This window comes from Kitasatospora sp. NPDC048194 (assembly GCF_043202455.1).
Taxonomy (GTDB): domain Bacteria; phylum Actinomycetota; class Actinomycetes; order Streptomycetales; family Streptomycetaceae; genus Kitasatospora.
Genome location: NZ_JBIDAK010000016.1, coordinates 62414 through 79705 on the forward strand (window position 1 = coordinate 62414; position 17292 = coordinate 79705).

The window sequence follows — 17292 nt, forward strand, 5'->3', positions numbered from 1 at the left end:
CGCCGGGGGGGGGGGGGCCGGGGGGCGGGGGGGGGGCGGGGGGGGCCCCCCCCCCCCCCCCCCCGCGCCGCCCCCCCCGGGGGGGGGGGGGCCCCCGCGGCGGGGTGAACCCGGGCCGAGCGCAGGGCCGGAGGCCGACGGTCCGTCAACCCCGGCCGGGGCTCTCAGCGCTGGCCGGGGTGCGGTTCGAGCGGCGGTGCCGGATCGGGGTCGGGCGCCGGGAACGGCGGCACGGGCGGGGGCGCCGGATCGGGGTCCTCGCCCGGTCGGGGCGCGGGGTTGGGATGGGGGATCGGCTGGGTGTCCGGATCCGGGGGCATCGGAATGGTCATGGCGGGACCTCACGGACCTCGTCGAGGGGTACCGGGCGCGCTCAGCGTCCCAGCGCGTCGGCCAGCTGGTGCTTGTTCATCTTCGAACGGCCCTTGATGTTGCGGTGCTTGGCCTCGTTGTACAGCTGGTCGTAGGTCGGGCCCTGGGCACCCCGGTGGGAGCGCTGCCCGCCGCGCCTGCTCGACGACATGTCGTGCGTCGAGGTGCGGCTCGCGGTCTTCGACTCGCCGTGCCGGGCACGTTCCTTGTTGACCGTACGGGCGGCGATCTCCTTGGCCCGCTTCTCGCTCTCACCCCGGTCGAGCGCGCTGTCCTTGATGTGCTCGTACTGGCGCTCGCGCTTGGGGCTGGATCCTCGGGGCATGACCGCCCTCCTCTCGTGTCGCAGTCCTGTCGCCACCGCGTGTACCCGGAGGAAATACAAGAAACCCACCCAAAACATGAATTCGAGGTCGCAGGTAGGGTAGAACACGGATGCGGTCGGATGGACGAACGGCCGCTCGGCACCCCGAACGCGGGGTGCGACCGGGGCCCAGCCGACGGCACGGGTCCTGGGGAAGAAGCCTCGACACGCCGGCGCGAGTCCGCCGGGCGTCACCAGGCGTTCACCCCGTCACCTGGAGAGACCAGTGTCCACCTCCCTGGAAACACCTCGTACCGGCGAACGGACCACCACCGTGCCGTCGGGCACGCCGTCCGATCTGCCACCGAGGCCCACCGAGGCCGAACTGCGCTCGATGGGCAAGACCGAAGCGCGCGAACTCAGCGACGCGCTGTTCGAGCGCCTGGGCGGACTCGCCCAGGAGACCCACGCCTACAGCTACGTGCGCGGCACGATCATCGAACTCAACATGCCGCTCGTCCGGTTCATCGCGGCCCGCTTCCGGCACCGCGCGGAGGACATGGACGACATCCTCCAGGTCGGTACGATCGGCCTGATCAAGGCCGTCGACGGGTTCGACCCGGCGCGCGGCGTCGAGTTCGTCACCTACGCCATCCCCACCATCGCCGGGGAGATCAAGCGGTTCTTCCGCGACACCTCCTGGCCGGTGCGGGTGCCGCGCAGCATGCAGGAGCTGTACCTGACCGTCGCCCGCGGCTCGGACCGGCTGGAGCAGGAGCTCGGCCGCCTCCCGCAGCCCGAGGAGATCGCCGAGGACCTCCACCTGAGCGTGGCGGAGGCCACCGAGGGCCTGGTGGCGGGCCGGGTGTACCGCCCCAGCTCGCTGGACGCCCTGCGCGAGCAGAACACCGACGAGACCGGCAGCGCGCTGCTGGACCGGCTCGGCTGCTGCGATCCCGGCATCGAGCTCGCCGACTTCCGCACCGCCGTGCGCCCCCTGCTGGCCAGGCTGCCGGAGCGCGAGCAGAAGGTGCTCAAGCTGCGGTTCTGGGACGGCTGCACCCAGTCCGAGATCGCCGAGCGGATCGGCGTCTCCCAGATGCACGTCTCCCGGCTGCTGAGCGCCACGCTGAGCCTGCTGCGCGAGCAGCTGGAGAACGAGGACGCGCCCGGATGGGCCGACGAACCGGAGGAGGCGGGCTGACTTCCTCCCGGGCGGGCGTTTCCGGTCCCCCGCAGCGGTTACCCGCGCTGCGGGGGACCGTCGTGTCACGGCGGGGCCGAGGGGCCGGGGCGCGGAGCCGTCGGCGCCGAGACATCGGGACGTCGAGGCCTCGGGGCGCCGAGTCGTCGGGGCCGTCGAGGGCGGAGGCGAGGCGGAGAAGAAGTCGTACGGAGAGCACCAGCAGCGAGAAGGAGGAGCACTGTGTCCCCGAAGGTTTCCGACCACATCCTGGAACGACTGCGTGCCTGGGACGTCCGCTACGTCTTCGGCTACCCCGGTGACGGCATCAACGGGCTGGTGGCCGCCTGGGGCCGCGCCGACAACAACCCCGTCTTCGTCCAGGCCCGGCACGAGGAGATGGCGGCCTTCGAGGCGGTCGGCTACGCCAAGTTCTCCGGCCGCACCGCGGTGTGCGCCGCGACCTCCGGCCCGGGTGCGATCCACCTGCTCAACGGCCTCTACGACGCCAAGCTCGACCACGTCCCCGTGGTGGCGATCGTCGGGCAGACCAACCGCAGCGCCATGGGCGGCTCCTACCAGCAGGAGGTCGACCTGCTGAGCCTGTTCAAGGACGTCGCCGCCGAGTACTGCCAGATGGTGACCGTCCCCGAACAGCTGCCCAACGTGCTCGACCGGGCGCTGCGCACCGCCACCGCCCGCCGCACCGTGACCGCCGTGATCGTGCCCGCCGACGTCCAGGAGCTGGACTACAGCCCGCCCGAGCACGCCTTCAAGATGGTGCCCTCCAGCCTCGGCAGCCCCCGCTGGACGGTCGTCCCCGAGGACGGCGAACTGCGCCGGGCCGCCGACGTGCTCAACTCCGGACGCAAGGTCGCGATGCTGGTCGGCCAGGGTGCCCGGCACGCCCGCGAGCAGGTCCAGCAGACCGCCGAACTGCTCGGCGCCGGCGTCGCCAAGGCGCTGCTCGGCAAGGACGCCCTGCCGGACACGCTGCCGTACGTCACCGGGGCGATCGGCCTGCTCGGCACCCGCCCCTCCTACGAGCTGATGCGCGACTGCGACACCCTGCTCACCATCGGCTCCAGCTTCCCGTACACCCAGTTCCTGCCCGAGTTCGGCCAGGCCAGGGCCGTGCAGATCGACCTCGACCCGTTCATGGTGGGGCTGCGCTACCCGTACGAGGTCAACCTCGTCGGTGACGCCGCGCGCACCCTGGACGCGCTGCTGCCGCTGCTGGCCCGCAAGGAGGACCGCGACTGGCAGCGCACCGTGTGCGACAACACCGAGCGCTGGTGGGACGTGATGGAGCGGCGGGCCCGGGTCGGTGCGGACCCGATCAACCCCGAGTACGCGATCCACACCCTCGACCACCTGCTGCCCGACGACGCGATGGTCACCGCAGACTCCGGCTCCGCCGCCAACTGGTACGCCCGGCACCTGCGCTTCCGCGCCGGGATGCGCGGCTCGCTCTCCGGCACCCTGGCCACCATGGGCCCCGGCGTCCCCTACGCGATCGGCGCCAAGTTCGCCCACCCGGACCGGCCGGCGATCGCCCTGGTCGGTGACGGCGCGATGCAGATGAACGGCCTCGCCGAGCTGATCACCATCGCCAAGTACTGGCAGCACTGGGACGACCCCCGGCTGGTGGTCGCGGTGCTCAACAACCGGGACCTCAACCAGGTGACCTGGGAGCTGCGGGCCATGGAGGGGTCACCCAGCTTCCTGCCCTCCCAGGAGCTGCCGGACGTCGACTACGCCGGCTTCGCCCGCAGCCTCGGCCTCGGCGCCGAACGGGCGGACGCCCCGGAGGACGTCCAGGACGGCTGGCAGCGCGCCCTCGCCGCCGACCGCCCGTTCGTCCTCGAACTGCGCACCGACCCGGCCGTGCCGCCGATCCCCCCGCACGCCACCTGGGACCAGATCCAGGCCGCCGCGACGTCCGTACTGCGCGGGGACGCCGACCGCGCGGCCATGGTCCGCCAGGGCTTCAAGGCCAAGCTCCAGGAGTTCCTGCCGTCGTTCGGGGGCCGGCATGGGCGCCACTGACCAGGCCCGGCGGGGCGCCGGGCTCGCGGTGCGCAACATCCGCACCGGCCGCTTCCAGCGCTCCCTGGCCATGGCCACCGGCATCGGCTCGGTGATCACCGCCGCCGAGATCTACCTGGAGCACGACCGGGCCGGATTCGGCAACCGCATGATGTGGTGGCCGGTCGTGCTCGGACCGGTCGGCGCGGCGGCCGGGATCGCCGGGGCGCTCAGCCCCAGGGCCGCCCGCACCCTGCTGCCGGTCGCCTCCGCCGCCATCACCGCCAACGGCCTCCAGGGCACCTGGCTGCACGTGCGCGGCGTCGCCCAGAAGCCCGGCGGCTGGGCGATGGCCCGCTACAACGTCGAGATGGGGCCGCCGCTGTTCGCGCCGCTGCTGATGAGCATGGTCGGAGGGATGGGCCTGGTCGCCGCCGTACTGCGCCGGGAGTCGCGTGATGCCTGAGCCGCGCTTCCCCGGCTACGACGCGCTCAGCCAGTCCCGGCACTGGGACCGCGAGACGGTGGCCGCCGTCGTGGCCCGCACCGGCCCGCTCCCGCCGCTGCGCTTCTTCACCCCCGCCGAGGAGGCCACCGCCCGCGCCCTGCTCGACCTGCTGCTCGACCACCCCGACGTCCCGCTGCTGCCGATGATCGACGCCCGGCTCGCCGAGCTGGAGACCGACGGCTGGCACTACGCCGACATGCCGCCCGACGACGAGGCCTGGCGGCGCAGCCTGCGCGCCCTGGACGAGGACGCGGACGGCCCCTTCGCCGCGCTCTCCGAGGTCCAGCAGCGGGCCCTGGTCGGGCGGGTCCAGGAACTCCGCGGCGAGCGCTGGCACGGACTGCCCGCCCAGCACGTCTGGAGCCTGTGGACCCGCTACGCCTGCACCGCCTACTACTCCCACCCCACCGCCTGGAGCGAGATCGGCTTCGGCGGCCCCGCCCACCCGCGCGGCTACCTGCGCCTGGGCGTCGACCAGCGCGAGCCCTGGGAGGTCGCCGACGCCCACTCGAAGCCGCCCCGGCCGCCCGACGACCGGCCGCCCGCTCCCGTGCCGCCCGCCACCGACCCCGGCCGGCACTCCCGGCTGCGCGCCGCCGCCGGGACCGTACGGGCCAACGCCGCCGCCCAGCGCGAGGTGCGCCGCTCCAACGCCTCCGCGTGGCTGCTGCCCGAGCACGGGCACGGCTTCGACCACACCCTGCGGCGCGACATGCGGCGCTACGCCGACTCCGACGAGGTCGACCTGCTGATCGTGGGCTGCGGGGCCGGCGGCGCCACGCTGGCCCAGCGGATGGCCCGCCGGGGCTGGAGCGTCGTCGTGCTGGAGGCCGGCCCGTTCTGGGACCCGCTCACCGACTGGGTCAGCGACGAGGCCGCCTCCCACCACCTGTACTGGACCGAGCCGCGGCTCATCTCCGGCTCCGACCCGGTGCCGCTCGGCTCCAACAACTCCGGCCGCGGCGTGGGCGGCTCGATGGTCCACTTCGCCGGCTACGCACCCCGCCTGCACCCCTCGGACTTCCGCACCCACACCCTCGACGGCGTCGGCGCCGACTGGCCGATCGACTACGAGGACCTGCGCGAGTCCTACCGCCGCGTGGAGTACGAGCTGCCCGTCGCCGGCCAGTACTGGCCCTGGGGCGACCCGCACCCCTACCCGCACCCGCCGCACCCCGTCGGCGGCAACGGCGAGATCTTCCTGCGCGGCGCCGCCGCCCTCGGCATCGAGGCCCGGGTCGGCCCGGTCGCCATCGCCAACGGCCGCTTCGGCCGCCGCCCGCACTGCATCTACCGCGGCTTCTGCCTCCAGGGCTGCAAGGTCAACGCCAAGGCGTCCCCGCTGATCACCCACGTCCCGGACGCCCTCGTGCACGGCGCCGAGATCCGCGCCGACTGCATGGCCGCGGCCGTCGAACTCGACCACGACGGGCTCGCCCGCGGCGTCCGCTACTTCCACCACGGCCGCGAGCACCTCCAGCGGGCCCGCACCGTCGCCGTCGCCGGGTACGCCATCGAGACCCCGCGGCTGCTGCTCAACTCCACTTCCACACGCTTCCCGGAGGGCCTGTGCAACGACCACGACCTCGTCGGCCGCTACGTCATGGTGCAGGGCGCCCCGCAGACCTCCGGCCGCTTCGAGGAGGAGGTCCGCGCCTACAAGGCCCCGCCGCCCGAGGTCTCCACCGAGCAGTACTACGAGACCGACCCGACCAAGCCCTACAAGCGCGGCTTCACCATCCAGAACACCTCGCCGCTGCCGATCACCTGGGCGGAGCACGTCGTCGCCCAGGGACACTGGGGCGCCGACCTGCGCGCCTACCTCTCCGACTACGTGCACTGGGCCACCCTCGGTGCCGTCGCCGAGCTGCTGCCCCAACCCGACAACCGGGTCACCCTCGCCGCCGAGACCGACCGGAACGGCCTCCCGGTGGCCGAGTTCTCCTACTCCCAGTGCGACAACGACCGGCAGGTGATCGCCGCCGCCCGCGGGGTGATGGAATCCATCCTGCGGGCCGCCGGCGCGAGCGAGGTCATCACCATCGACCGCTACGCCCACCTGGTCGGCGGCTGCCGGATGGCCGACCACCCGCTGGCCGGCGTGGTGGACCACCGGCTGCGCACCTTCGCCGTACCCAACCTGCTGATCACCGACGGCAGCGTGCTGCCCACCCAGGGCAGCGCCAACCCGGCGCTGACCATCATGGCCCTGGTCGACCGCGCCGCCGGCCTGCTGGCGGCGGGCGAACGCTCCGGACTGCGGGCGCCGTCCTCGTGAACCGGGCCGACCGCAGCCGCGCACGCGTCCGGCCCCACCAGGGGCGGACCGGAAGGAGGAGTCCATGACCACGACCCCGGCGGCGCTGTTCGACGTCGACGGCACCCTGCTCGACACCGCCTACTTCCACGCCCTCGCCTGGTGGGAGGCGCTCCGGCAGTACGACCGGACCGTCCCCACCTCCCGGGTCCACCGGGCCGTCGGCATGGGCTCCGACCAGCTCCTGGACCACCTGCTCGGCAGTGAGCGCGACCACGGCGACGACGAGGCGATCACCGCCGCCCACGACGCCCTGTACGCCCGGTTCTGGCCGCAGATCCAGCCGCTGCCGCGCGCCGCCGACCTGCTGCGCGCCTGTGCCGACCGGGGCTGGCGGGTCATCCTCGCCAGCTCCGCGTCCGAACGGGAACTCGTGGTGCTGCGCCGGGCGCTCGACGCGGACGACGCGATCACCGCGGCCACCTCCGCCGACGACGTGAGCGCCACCAAGCCCGCCCCCGACCTGGTCCGCGCCGCCCTGGCCCGGGCGGACGCCGAGCCCGAGCACGCCGTGTTCATCGGCGACACCGTCTGGGACGTCACGGCGGCCGGCCGGGCGCGGGTGCCCTGCATCGCGGTGGAGACCGGCGGCTCCGACGCGCGGGAGCTGCTCGCCGCGGGCGCCGCGGAGGTCCACCGCGACACCGCCGAACTGCTGGCCGACCTGGACCGGAGCCTGCTCGGGCGGCCCGCCCGCTGACACCGGGCGCGCTGCCGCCCGGGGCCGCCGGTGGCACAGTGGGAGCAGGACGGCACCCGCCGTCCTCCCCCTCCCCCCGACCGGGGGGCGTCCCTCCCGGACGCGCCCCGGCGGTTCCCTTCGGGAAGGCCGACCGGCTGGACGCGAAATGACCGAACCGAGCCAGTCACCGGACCCCACGGCGCAGGCCCTGGCCGCGACCGTCCGCCGGCTGCAGGACGAGGTCCGCCACGTCCAGGCCGGGGCCCGCGGCCGCTCGCTGGTCGACCTGGCCACCGGGATCCTCGCCGAGCGCCTCGGCCTGCTGCCCGTCGAGGCGGCGGTCCACCTCGCCCGCCTGGCACGGGACGCCGGCGTCCCGGTGCCCTCGCTGGCCGCCGACATCGCCGGATCGCCGGCCCCCGTGCCCGTCCCCGGCCACCCCGGTGCGCCCGGGGACGCCGCCGACACCGTGCCGTCCGCGCTCGCCGCCGTCCCGGACCTGCAGCGCGCCGCCGAAGCCGTGCTGGAGCAGCTGGGCGCCGCACTCGGCGCCCACGCCGTCGTCGTCTGGCGGCGCCTGCCCGGCGGCGTCCTCGCCCTCGCGGCGCACGCCGGGCTCCCCGCCGCCGAGGTCGCCCCGTGGGCCCGCGTCCCGCCCGGTGTCCCGACGCCCGCGCAGCGCTCCGTCGCCGAGGGAGCGGAGCTCTGGCCGGGCGAGCCGGGGAGCGAGGACCCGTCGGTGGACCCCGGCTCGGCACGGGCGGTGCTGCCCACGGTCGACGGCGGCCGCCGCCGGGGCGCACTGGAGGTGCTCTGGCAGGCGCCCGCCCCGGCCCTCGGCGGGGCGCAGCGCCGCCAGCTGCGGGCGCTCGCCGAGCTGTGCGCGACCCTGCTGCACGAGGACGAGCCCGCCTCGCCGCCCGAGGACCCACCGGACTTCCTGGAGGGGCTCGCCACGCCGGCCCTGCTGCTGCAGCCCGTCCTGGTGGAGGGGCGGGTCGTGGACTTCACGATCGTCCGCGTCAACGCGCGGTTCCGCGATCCGCTGGGCCGGCCCCGGCGCCGACTGGAGGGGGTCCGGCTGCTGGAGGCCTACCCCGTCGCCTCCGCCACCGGCCTGTTCGAGCGGCTGGTGCGGGTCCACGAGACCGGCGAGCCGCTGCCCGCGCAGCACCTGCGGCTCGTCTTCCACCGCGGCGGGCTGACCGTCCCGGACACCGTCCTGCTCGCGGTCGCGCCGCTCCACGGCGGGCTGCTGGTCGAGTGGCAGCAGGGGCGCGACCGGGAGGACGGGCAGGCCGACCCCGTCGAGCGGAGCGGCCTGCTGGACCAGGCCCAGCGGCTGGCCCGGGTCGCCGGGTTCGTGGAGGGCCCCGGCGGCAGCCGGGTCCAGTGGAGCGAGGGCCTGCGGGAGCTCTTCGGCCTTCCGCCGGACGCCGACCCGGTCCCCCTCGGCCGGCTCACCCGGCACGCCCACCCCGACGACGCCCCGGCGGTCCGCCGACTGCTGGACCGGGTGGTCCGCCGCCACCGCACCGCCTCGGCGGTCTTCCGCCTCGCCCAGCCCGACGGCACCCACCGCTACACCCGGGTGATCGCCGAGCCCGTGCTCGACGACGAGGGCCGGACCACCGCGATCCGCGGCGCCTACCAGGACGTCTCCGCCCAGCACTCGACCGAGGTCGCCCTCGGCGCCACCCGGGCCCGCCTCGCCGACTCCGAGCACCAGGCGGCCGAGCGCGAGCAGCTGGCCCTGCGGCTGCAGCAGGCCATCCTGCCCGCCGCGCCCCCGGCGCTCGCCACCGCCGGCCTCCAGGTGGCCGTGCGCTACCGCCCCGCGGCCCAGCGCGACCGGGTGGGCGGCGACTGGTACGACGTGCTGCCGCTGCCCGACAAGCGGGTCCTGCTGGCCGTCGGCGACGTGGCCGGCCACGGCGTCGAGGCGGCCACCGGGATGGTCGCCCTGCGGCACGCGCTGCGCGGCCTGGCCGTCACCGGGGCGGGGCCGGGGCGGCTGCTGGAGTGGGCGAACACGGTGGCACTGGGTGAACCCGCCCAGGTCACCGCCACCGCCGTGTGCGCGCTGTTCGACCCGGCGGGCGGCCGACTGCGCTGGGCCCGGGCCGGCCACCTCCCGCCGGTCCTGCTCGGGCCGGGCAGCGCCGAACTGCTGCCGCTGCCGCACGGCGTCCTGCTCGGCGCCCTGGAGGACGTCCGGTACGAGGAGCACGGGCTGCAGCTGGTGCCCGGGGACGTCCTGCTGCTGTACACCGACGGCCTGGTCGAGCGCCGGGACCGCCCGGTCGAGGAGTCCGTCGACCAGCTGATCCGCGCCGCCGGGGCGCCCGGCCGGGACCTGGAGGGCTACCTCGACCGGTTGCTCGCCCTCAGTTCCGCCGACACCGGAGACGACACCTGTCTGATCGCCGTGCAGGTCGAGTAGCCGGCGGGAGCGCCCGGACGGCGCAAGCCGGCGGAAGCGCCTGCGGCTGCAGGCGTTGGCCCGGGCCCCGCCGCCCGCCGCAGCCATCGCCCACCGGCCGGGCCACCGCCGCGTGCCGCCGCCCCCGCCGGTCACCCGGACGGAGCAGCCCGCGCCCGGCGTGAATCCCCGCCGTCGGGGTAGCCGTGGGATCGCCCCGAATCCGCCGGCCGAGGAGGAGGACGCGATGGACCACCGCGTCGACGAACCCGATCCGCCCCGGCCGCCGCGCCCGCGGGTGGACGAATGGCCGCGCGACGAGACCTCGGGGCAGCTGCCGCCGGACCGTACCCAGGCCATCCTGGAGGCGGCGAAGCGCATCGCCTCACTGCTCAAGGCCAAGGACCACCCGTTCGCGCTGGCGGGCGGGGTGGCCGCCTACGCGCACGGAGCGGTGGTGCGCCTCCAGCACGACGCCGACTTCTGCATCCGCCGCGAGGACGTCGACGCCGTCACCCGCACCCTGCGCGAGGCCGGGCTGCAGGTCTTCCTCCCGCCGGAGGACTGGCTGATCAAGGCCCGCTGCCTGGGCCAGGACATCGACCTCATCCTCGAACTCGCCAAACGCCCGGTCACCTCCGAACTGCTGGACCGCGCCGAGGTGCTACCGGTCGACTCGGTGCACATGCCGGTGCTCTCCGCCACCGACCTGGTCAGCAGCCTGCTCGCGGCCTTCTCCGAGCACCACTGCGACTTCGGGGCGGTGCTGTCGGTGGTGCGCCCGCTGCGGGAGAAGGTCGACTGGCGGCGGGTGCGCGCCGAGCGCGGGGAGGCGCCGATGGCGGCCGCCTTCCTCTTCCTCCTGGAACGGCTCCAGGTGATCGAACCCGAGGAGGCCGCGCCATGAGAGGCGCCGACGACACCGAGTACCGGCTCGCCCACCTGCGTGACCGGCTGGCCGACGACGAGGTCGGCGAACTCGGCCTGCGGATCGAACTGCACGGCTCCCACGTCACCGTCTCCGGCACCGTACCGAACGAGGGGCGCCGCGCAGCCGTCCAGCGCATCGTCGCCGAGGCCCTGGCGGGGCTCACGGTGTACACCGACATCGCCCTGGCCGACGGCCGGCCGCCGGTGGGCGCGGAGGACCTGCCGTGATCCGGGTGGCCGCCGTGGGGGACATCCACCTGGGCCCGGACAGCCGCGGAGCGCTCCGGCCCGCCTTCGCCACCGTGGCGGACCTGGCCGACGTGCTGCTGCTGGCCGGCGACCTGACCCGGCACGGCACGCCCGAGGAGGCGGCGGTGGTGGGGGAGGAGGTCGCCGGCCTGCCCGTGCCGGTGGTCGCCGTCCTCGGCAACCACGACTACGACGCGGGCCGGGCGGACGAGGTCACCCGGATCCTCGAGTCCCACGGCGTGCGGGTGCTGGAACGCAGCTCGACCGTCGTCCGGGTGGACGGTCGGCTCGTCGGCGTGGCGGGCACGAAGGGGTTCGGCGGCGGGTTCGCCGGCCGCAGCGGCGGTGAGTTCGGCGAACCCGAGATGAAGGCCTTCATCCGGTACTCCCGGCACTGCGCGGACGGGCTGCGCGAGGCGCTGGACGGACTCACCGCCGCCGGCTGCGACCTGCGGATCGCGCTGACCCACTTCGCCCCGGTGCCGGACACCCTGGCCGGCGAGCCGCCGGAGATCTACCCGTTCCTGGGCAGCTACCTGCTCGCCGAGGCCATCGACGAGGCCGGGGCGGACCTGGCGGTGCACGGGCACGCCCACCTCGGCACCGAGCGAGGCCTCACCGCCTGCGGTGTCCGGGTGCGCAACGTCGCCCAGCCGGTCATCGGGCGGGCCTTCGCGGTCTACCACCTGCACGGTGCCGAACCGGGCGGCCGACCCGGCCGAGCCGCCTGACCCGGGCAGCCGGCGGAGACCACGGCCGCGGTCAGGGGCCGGGCGGCAGCGCCAGACGGGCGGCGGACTCCAGCAGCATCGCGTGCACGAACGCCTGCGGCAGGTTGCCGCGTTGCTGCCGCTGGGCGACGTCGTACTCCTCGGAGAACAGGCCGGCCGAGCCGCACAGCCCGCGGGTGGTCTCGAACCAGCGGGCCGCCGCCACGGTGTCGCCCTGCTGGTGCTCGGCGAGCGCCAGCAGGAACCCGCAGAGCACGAACGAACCCTCGGCCTCGGCCAGCGGGCGCTCGTCGTGCCGGAACCGGTAGGCGTAGTGGCCGTCGGTCAGCTCCTCGCGGCAGGCGCGCAGGGTGGCGACGGTGCGCGGGTCGTCGGGAGCCGGGCAGCCGCGGACCGGCGGGAGCAGCAGCGCGAGGTCGGGTGCCGGATCGTCGGGGGAGCGCTGCCACCGGCCGGAGGGGTGCAGCGAGCGGCGGGCGGTGCGGGCCAGCAGCCGGTCGGCCAGGGCGTTCCACTCGGCCGCGAGCCCGGCGGACAGGCCCGCCGCCGCGGCCACCCGCGGGCGGGTGATCGCCCGCAGGCCCGCGGCGCAGATCAGCCGGCTGTGGGTCCACCGGCGATCGTCCAACTCCCAGATCCCGGCGTCCGGTTCGCGCCAGCGGGCGGCGATGGCCGCGGCCGCGATGCGGACCGCGCGGTGGGCGTCCGGGTCCAGCCGGTCATGCCGGGCGGCGGCCGCGAACAGCAGCAACGCCTCGCCGAAGGAGTCCAGTTGGAACTGCCGGTTGATCCGGTTGCCGACCTGGTCGTGGCCGCCCGGGTAGCCGGGCAGGTCGACGGTGCGCTGGTCGGGGACCCGCCCGCCGGTCACGGTGTACGCCGGGGCGATCCGCGGGCCGTGCTCGTGGAGCCTCGCGGTGGTGAACCGCACCGCGTCGTCCAGGAGCGGGTACGGCCCGCAGGCGGCGACGGCCTGTCCGGCCAGGCACTGGTCGCGGATCCAGACGTAGCGGTAGTCGTAGTTGCGGCCCTCCTCCGCACGTTCGGGCAGGCTCGTGGTGGCCGCGGCGACCATGCCCCCGGTGGCCGGGGAGGTGAGTCCGCGGAGCACGGCGTAGGAGAAGCGGGCGTCGCGCCCGTCGAGGGTGTGGGCGAGGTCCGGTACGGCGTCGCGCCAGCCGCGTTCGGTGGCGAGCCAGCACCGGTCGGGGTCGGGCGGCGGGCCGTCGAAGCCGCCGTCGCAGACCTCCAGGACGAGGTCCAGCCGCTCGCCCGGGTCGAGCACGACCTCCGCGGTGAGCTGCCCGTCCTGGTCAGGGCGGGCCGTCCCGGCTCCCGTCCAGCGCAGGTGCAGCGGCCCGGTGCGGATCGTCCAGCCGTCCGCCGTGCGGCGCGGGGGGCGGGTGCGGTCCGCTCCGAAGCCCTTGCCGGCGGCCAGCCGGATCCGCAGCCGGGCCGGCCCGTACGCGGCGGTGACGCGGCGCAGCAGGACCAGCCGGTGCGGATCGGCGGGCAGGGCCAGCGCCTCGCGGCACTCCACCTCGCCCTGTTCGGTGACCCACCGGCTGCGGCGGATCAGTCCGCCGTTCTCGTAGTAGCCGCCGGGGACGAACCGGCCGACCGGTGTCACCGCGTACACCCCGCTGCCGCCGACCAGGCCGGCGAACAGCGGGTCGGAGTCCCACCGGGGCGCGCAGAGCCAGGCGATCTCGCCGAACGGGCCCACCAGCGCGCCGCGTTCGCCGTCGGCGAGGAAGGCGTACTCGCGCAGGCTCCAGGGCGGGAAAGCGGTCACGGCACGCTCCTCGGCGCTCAGGCCACTTGGGGCAGGATCTGCTCGCGGTAGAAGTCGAAGAAGCCTTCCTGCTCCTGGCCGATCTGGCCGACGTACACCTCGTCGAAGCCCGCCCCGACGTAGGCGCGAAGCTGGTCGATGTGCTCCTGCGGGTCGTCGCCGCAGGTCACCGCGTCGGCGACCATCTCCTCGGTGACCAGCTCGGTGGCCTGCTCGAAGTGCTGCGGGGTGGGCAGGATCTGGGCGAGCTCACCGGGCAGCAGCTCGCTCGGCCAGAGCCGGTGGACGGTCTTGACCGCCCGCTCGCGGTCCTGCGACCAGCACACCTTCACCCCGCCGATCACCGGCCCCGCCCCTCCGGCCGCGCGGTAGCGTCCGATCAGCTCGGTGTCCGGCGTCATGGTGACCAGGCCGTCCGCGAACGCGGCCGCCCGCTCGGCCGCCTTGGGGCCGAAGGCCGAGACGTACACGGGCAGCCGGCCGTCCTTCGGCGGGGTGTAGAGCCGGGCGTTCTCGACGGTGTAGTGGGCGCCGCGGTGGGAGACCGAGCTGCCGGTGAACAGCTCGCGCATCACCGCGACGGCCTCCTCCAGCATGTCGGCCCGGACCTCGTACGGGGGCCAGCGGTCCCCGAGGACGTGCTCGTTGAGCGCCTCGCCGGTCCCCACGCCGAGCCGCAGCCCGCCGTCCAGCTGGACGTCCGCCGTCGCCGCCGCCTGGGCCGTCACGGCGGGGTGGAGCCGGACGGTCGGGCAGGTGACGAGGGTGGTCACCGGCAGCCGGGTGACCTGGGACAGTGCCCCGATCACGCCCCAGACGAACGGGCTGCTGCCCTGGGCGTCGTTCCACGGGTGGAAGTGGTCGGAGATCGCCAGCCGGGTGAACCCGGCCTGCTCCGCCATCCTGGCCTGCTCGACCAGCTGGGCGGGGGTGAACTCCTCGCAGGACAGGAAGTAGCCGAACGCGGTCATGTCAGCCTCGGTTTCCTCGGACGGGGGCCTCTGGTGCTGTCGTTCCTCCGCCGAGCGGTTAACCGGCCCCGGCCCGGTGAAACCTCCGCCCGGTTTGCCCCACCTCCGCCCGGGTAGCCAGCGGGGTCGATCCCCGGCGACCGGCCGGGGCCCCGCACCCGGAGGTGACCACCATGGACGCGCGCGAAGGCCGTCCGGCCGAAGCCGCCCGCCCGCTCGAACGGTCCGACGTCGGCGGACCGGCCCGCTCCGGCCCGTCGGGCGTACCGGACGACGAGAGCGCGGAGCAGGGCGACGCGGAGACCTATGCCGTCCTCGGCGAGGACTGAGCGGGCCGAGTCCTGGGCGGGCTGAGCGGGCCGGGAGCCCTGGGCGGCGCGGGCCGGGAGTCCTGCGAGGACCGACCGGACGGCCCCGGCTGTCCCGGCCCGCCTGCCCTGTCGTCGCGTGCCGGCGGCCGCCCCGGGGTGGGGCGTCGACCGCGGAGCGTCCGGCTGATGCGCCGTCAGCCGAAGCCGCTCCCCGGTCGCGCTCCCGGCGGTGGATTCGACCGTGCCTGTGGGGGAATCCGCAGCTAGGGGGCCGTGGAAGGAGACGGCGATGGCCAGACCGGTCTGGACGGGCGTGCTCACCTTCGGCCTGGTGACCGTGCCCGTGGCCCTGTACACCGCGACGCAGTCCCACGACGTCCACTTCCACCAGCTGCAGCGCGGCACCTCCGACCGGGTCCGCAACAAGCGCGTCAACGAGCGCACCGGCAAGGACGTCGACTACGCGGACATCGTCAAGGGGTACCAGGTCACCGAGGGCGAGTACGTGGTCGTGGAGCCCGACGAGCTCGAGCAGATCTCCCCCGGCCGTTCCCGCACCATCGACATCGCCGGGTTCGTCGACCTCGCCGACATCGACCCGATCTTCTTCGACCGCACCTACTACCTCGGCCCCCGCGGCAAGGAGTACCAGAAGGTCTACGCGCTCCTGGTCGAGGCCCTCGAACACGCGGGCAAGGCGGGGCTGGCGATGTTCGCCATGCGCGGCAAGGAGTACCTGACGGCCGTGCGCTCCGAGAGCGGCATCCTCAAGCTCCACACCATGCACTTCGCGGACGAGGTCCGCGACCCGCGCCGCGAGATCGGCGACCTGCCGGAGAAGGTCAAGCTGTCCCCACAGGAGGTCAGGACCGCCGAGCAGCTCATCGGCATGCTCGCCATCGAGTGGAAGCCCGACGAGTGGCACGACACCTACGAGGAACAGGTCAAGCAACTCGTCCAGGACAAACTCGCCGGCCGCGAGATCGCCGTCTCCGCGGGGCCCGCCCCCGAGGCCACCAACGTCATCGACCTCATGGACGCCCTGCGCCGCAGCCTCGAGGCCGCCAAGGGCGAACCGGCCGACCGGCCCCGGAGGAGGGGCGCCGACCAGCCGCAGCCCTCGGCCGCCCGCACCGGCCGCTCGCCCAAGCCGACCGGAGGGAAGAAGAGCACCGCGGCCCGGGCCGGCGCCGCCGCCGAGCCCGCGAAGCGCGCCGCCACCGGTGGCCGCCAGCTGTCCCGGCTCACCAAGGCCGAGCTCTACAAACGGGCCACCGACCTCGACATCCCCCACCGCTCCACCATGAGCCGCGACGAGCTCCAGCAGGCCCTGGAACACACCGGCCGGCCGCGGCACAAGGCGTCCTGACCGACCGCGAGGAGTGCCACCGCCAGGCCCTGACCCCGCCCGCCGGCGCCACGTCGCTCCCGGCCGCTACCCGCGGTTCGCGGCCTGTTTGACCGTCCTGATCGACGGTGCCGTCTCGACGTGGGTGACGGCCGGGAGCGCGGCGATCCGGGTGGTCAGGTAGCGGTAGAGGGCGCGCTGGTCCGCGCACACCACGGTGGCGTACAGGTTGGTCCGACCGGTCGTCGCGCAGGCGAAGGCGACCTCCGGGTGCCCGGCCAGTGCGCGCCCGGCCTCCTCCAGGTACGGGGGAGCGACCGAGACCCACAGCAGGGTCCTGGTGCCGACACCGAGCAGGCGCGGGTCGCAGTCGATGTCCAGGTAGAGCAGCCCGCGTTGGCGCAGCTCCGCCATCCGGCGCCGGACGGTGGTCGGGGACCAGCCGGTGACGGCGGCCAGTTCCTCGAACCCGGCGCGGCCGTCCGTGCCGAGGGCGGCGAGCAGTCGGCGGTCGCCGTCGTCCAGCCGTACCGGGCCGGGCGGTTGGGGCGGCGTTTCCGGCTGCGACGGTTCTTGCGGCTGCGGCCGCCGGTCCGGCGACGGCCCGTGCGGTGGCGGCGCCGGGCGCAGGGCCGCGACAGCCGCCGGGGGCAGCGGGCCGAGCTTGGCGATCAGGCTGTCCGGGCCGCCGTAGAAGGTGTGCAGCACCGAGTGCGCGCTCACGCCCTCCACCCTCGGCGTGCGCGGCAGGCGGGCCAGCAGCAGGGCCTCGCTGTCGGCCTCCGTCTCGGCGCGCACGGTGCAGGTGATCTCGGTGCCGCCCGAGGTCAGGCTCACCCAGGAGGTGTCGGGGCGGCGGGCCAGCGCCTCGGCCACCGCGACCGCCGCCGAGGGCGCGCAGCGCACCCGCAGCAGCCACAGCTCCGCGCCCAGCGCGACCGGGTCGACCCCGCCGAGCACCCGCACCGCCCCGGACGAGCGCAGCCGGGCGTACCGGCGCGCGACGGTGCGGTCCGAGACCCCGAGGACGGCCGCGAGGGTGCTGAACGGGGCCCGGCCGTCGATCTGCAGGGCGTGGACGAGGCGGCGGTCCAGCTCGTCGTAGTCGGATTCCACCGTGCCGAGGGTAGCCGGTGCCGGA

The 17292-nt window shown here is 75.1% G+C and carries 15 protein-coding genes; 11 read left to right on the forward strand and 4 right to left on the reverse strand.

The features are described from left to right. Positions 1-373 precede the first annotated feature (373 nt). Positions 374-697: a plasmid stabilization protein gene (locus tag ACGF07_RS20495; protein ID WP_350746775.1), complete on the reverse strand. Its 324-nt coding sequence runs from the start codon at positions 695-697 to the stop codon at positions 374-376. Positions 698-962: 265 nt separating this feature from the next. Between ACGF07_RS20495 and ACGF07_RS20500 the strand changes: the two genes are divergently transcribed. The 9 genes from ACGF07_RS20500 (at position 963) to ACGF07_RS20540 (ending at position 11726) form a co-directional block, all read left to right on the forward strand. Then, entirely contained in the window at positions 963-1880 is a 918-nt protein-coding gene (locus tag ACGF07_RS20500; RefSeq protein WP_392900782.1) for a SigB/SigF/SigG family RNA polymerase sigma factor, read from the forward strand. A gap of 222 nt (positions 1881-2102) precedes the next feature. Continuing rightward, positions 2103-3908, forward strand: coding sequence for a thiamine pyrophosphate-requiring protein (locus ACGF07_RS20505; RefSeq protein ID WP_392900785.1), 1806 nt, complete (start codon positions 2103-2105; stop codon positions 3906-3908). Continuing rightward, positions 3895-4353, forward strand: coding sequence for a hypothetical protein (locus tag ACGF07_RS20510; RefSeq protein WP_350746768.1), 459 nt, complete (start codon positions 3895-3897; stop codon positions 4351-4353). Before ACGF07_RS20505 ends, ACGF07_RS20510 begins: the two co-directional genes overlap by 14 nt. After that, entirely contained in the window at positions 4346-6673 is a 2328-nt protein-coding gene (locus ACGF07_RS20515) for a GMC family oxidoreductase (RefSeq protein WP_392900788.1), read from the forward strand. Before ACGF07_RS20510 ends, ACGF07_RS20515 begins: the two co-directional genes overlap by 8 nt. A gap of 64 nt (positions 6674-6737) precedes the next feature. Further along, positions 6738-7412 (forward strand): HAD family hydrolase, encoded by a 675-nt coding sequence (locus tag ACGF07_RS20520; protein WP_392900791.1) that lies wholly within the window; start codon positions 6738-6740, stop codon positions 7410-7412. 148 nt (positions 7413-7560) lie between these two features. Continuing rightward, the gene (locus ACGF07_RS20525) at positions 7561-9837 is read left to right on the forward strand and encodes a SpoIIE family protein phosphatase (protein WP_392900794.1); all 2277 of its coding nucleotides are present in this window, start codon (positions 7561-7563) and stop codon (positions 9835-9837) included. Positions 9838-10063: 226 nt separating this feature from the next. Continuing rightward, entirely contained in the window at positions 10064-10723 is a 660-nt protein-coding gene (locus ACGF07_RS20530; protein ID WP_392900797.1) for a nucleotidyltransferase family protein, read from the forward strand. Next, positions 10720-10974: a hypothetical protein gene (locus tag ACGF07_RS20535; protein WP_350746753.1), complete on the forward strand. Its 255-nt coding sequence runs from the start codon at positions 10720-10722 to the stop codon at positions 10972-10974. The genes ACGF07_RS20530 and ACGF07_RS20535 overlap by 4 nt, the downstream gene beginning before the upstream one ends. Next, a complete protein-coding gene (locus ACGF07_RS20540) occupies positions 10971-11726 on the forward strand; it encodes a metallophosphoesterase (RefSeq protein WP_350746750.1) in 756 nt (251 codons plus the stop codon). The genes ACGF07_RS20535 and ACGF07_RS20540 overlap by 4 nt, the downstream gene beginning before the upstream one ends. Before the next feature lie 31 nt (positions 11727-11757). Here the strand turns inward: ACGF07_RS20540 and ACGF07_RS20545 are convergent, their stop codons facing one another. Continuing rightward, positions 11758-13521, reverse strand: coding sequence for a glycoside hydrolase family 15 protein (locus ACGF07_RS20545; protein WP_350748604.1), 1764 nt, complete (start codon positions 13519-13521; stop codon positions 11758-11760). Positions 13522-13538: 17 nt separating this feature from the next. Next, positions 13539-14492, reverse strand: coding sequence for a TIGR03557 family F420-dependent LLM class oxidoreductase (locus tag ACGF07_RS20550; RefSeq protein WP_392900801.1), 954 nt, complete (start codon positions 14490-14492; stop codon positions 13539-13541). A 173-nt stretch (positions 14493-14665) separates the two neighbouring features. Between ACGF07_RS20550 and ACGF07_RS20555 the strand changes: the two genes are divergently transcribed. Both ACGF07_RS20555 and ACGF07_RS20560 read left to right on the forward strand, forming a co-directional pair. After that, entirely contained in the window at positions 14666-14821 is a 156-nt protein-coding gene (locus ACGF07_RS20555; protein ID WP_350748598.1) for a hypothetical protein, read from the forward strand. 271 nt (positions 14822-15092) lie between these two features. Further along, positions 15093-16172: a Ku protein gene (locus ACGF07_RS20560; RefSeq protein ID WP_392900804.1), complete on the forward strand. Its 1080-nt coding sequence runs from the start codon at positions 15093-15095 to the stop codon at positions 16170-16172. Positions 16173-16238: 66 nt separating this feature from the next. On the opposite strand, the gene ACGF07_RS20565 is transcribed toward ACGF07_RS20560, so the two are convergent. After that, a complete protein-coding gene (locus ACGF07_RS20565; RefSeq protein ID WP_392900807.1) occupies positions 16239-17267 on the reverse strand; it encodes an Lrp/AsnC family transcriptional regulator in 1029 nt (342 codons plus the stop codon). Positions 17268-17292: the final 25 nt, after the last annotated feature.

Bases quoted from the DNA above. Each gene is read 5' to 3' on its own strand.
- ACGF07_RS20495 (WP_350746775.1), bottom strand. From the start codon at position 697: ATGCCCCGAGGATCCAGCCCCAAGCGCGAGCGCCAGTACGAGCACATC.
- ACGF07_RS20555 (WP_350748598.1), top strand. From the start codon at position 14,666: ATGGACGCGCGCGAAGGCCGTCCGGCCGAAGCCGCCCGCCCGCTCGAA.
- ACGF07_RS20530 (WP_392900797.1), top strand. From the start codon at position 10,064: ATGGACCACCGCGTCGACGAACCCGATCCGCCCCGGCCGCCGCGCCCG.
- ACGF07_RS20535 (WP_350746753.1), top strand. From the start codon at position 10,720: ATGAGAGGCGCCGACGACACCGAGTACCGGCTCGCCCACCTGCGTGAC.
- ACGF07_RS20520 (WP_392900791.1), top strand. From the start codon at position 6,738: ATGACCACGACCCCGGCGGCGCTGTTCGACGTCGACGGCACCCTGCTC.
- ACGF07_RS20515 (WP_392900788.1), top strand. From the start codon at position 4,346: ATGCCTGAGCCGCGCTTCCCCGGCTACGACGCGCTCAGCCAGTCCCGG.
- ACGF07_RS20550 (WP_392900801.1), bottom strand. From the start codon at position 14,492: ATGACCGCGTTCGGCTACTTCCTGTCCTGCGAGGAGTTCACCCCCGCC.
- ACGF07_RS20510 (WP_350746768.1), top strand. From the start codon at position 3,895: ATGGGCGCCACTGACCAGGCCCGGCGGGGCGCCGGGCTCGCGGTGCGC.
- ACGF07_RS20560 (WP_392900804.1), top strand. From the start codon at position 15,093: ATGGCCAGACCGGTCTGGACGGGCGTGCTCACCTTCGGCCTGGTGACC.
- ACGF07_RS20525 (WP_392900794.1), top strand. From the start codon at position 7,561: ATGACCGAACCGAGCCAGTCACCGGACCCCACGGCGCAGGCCCTGGCC.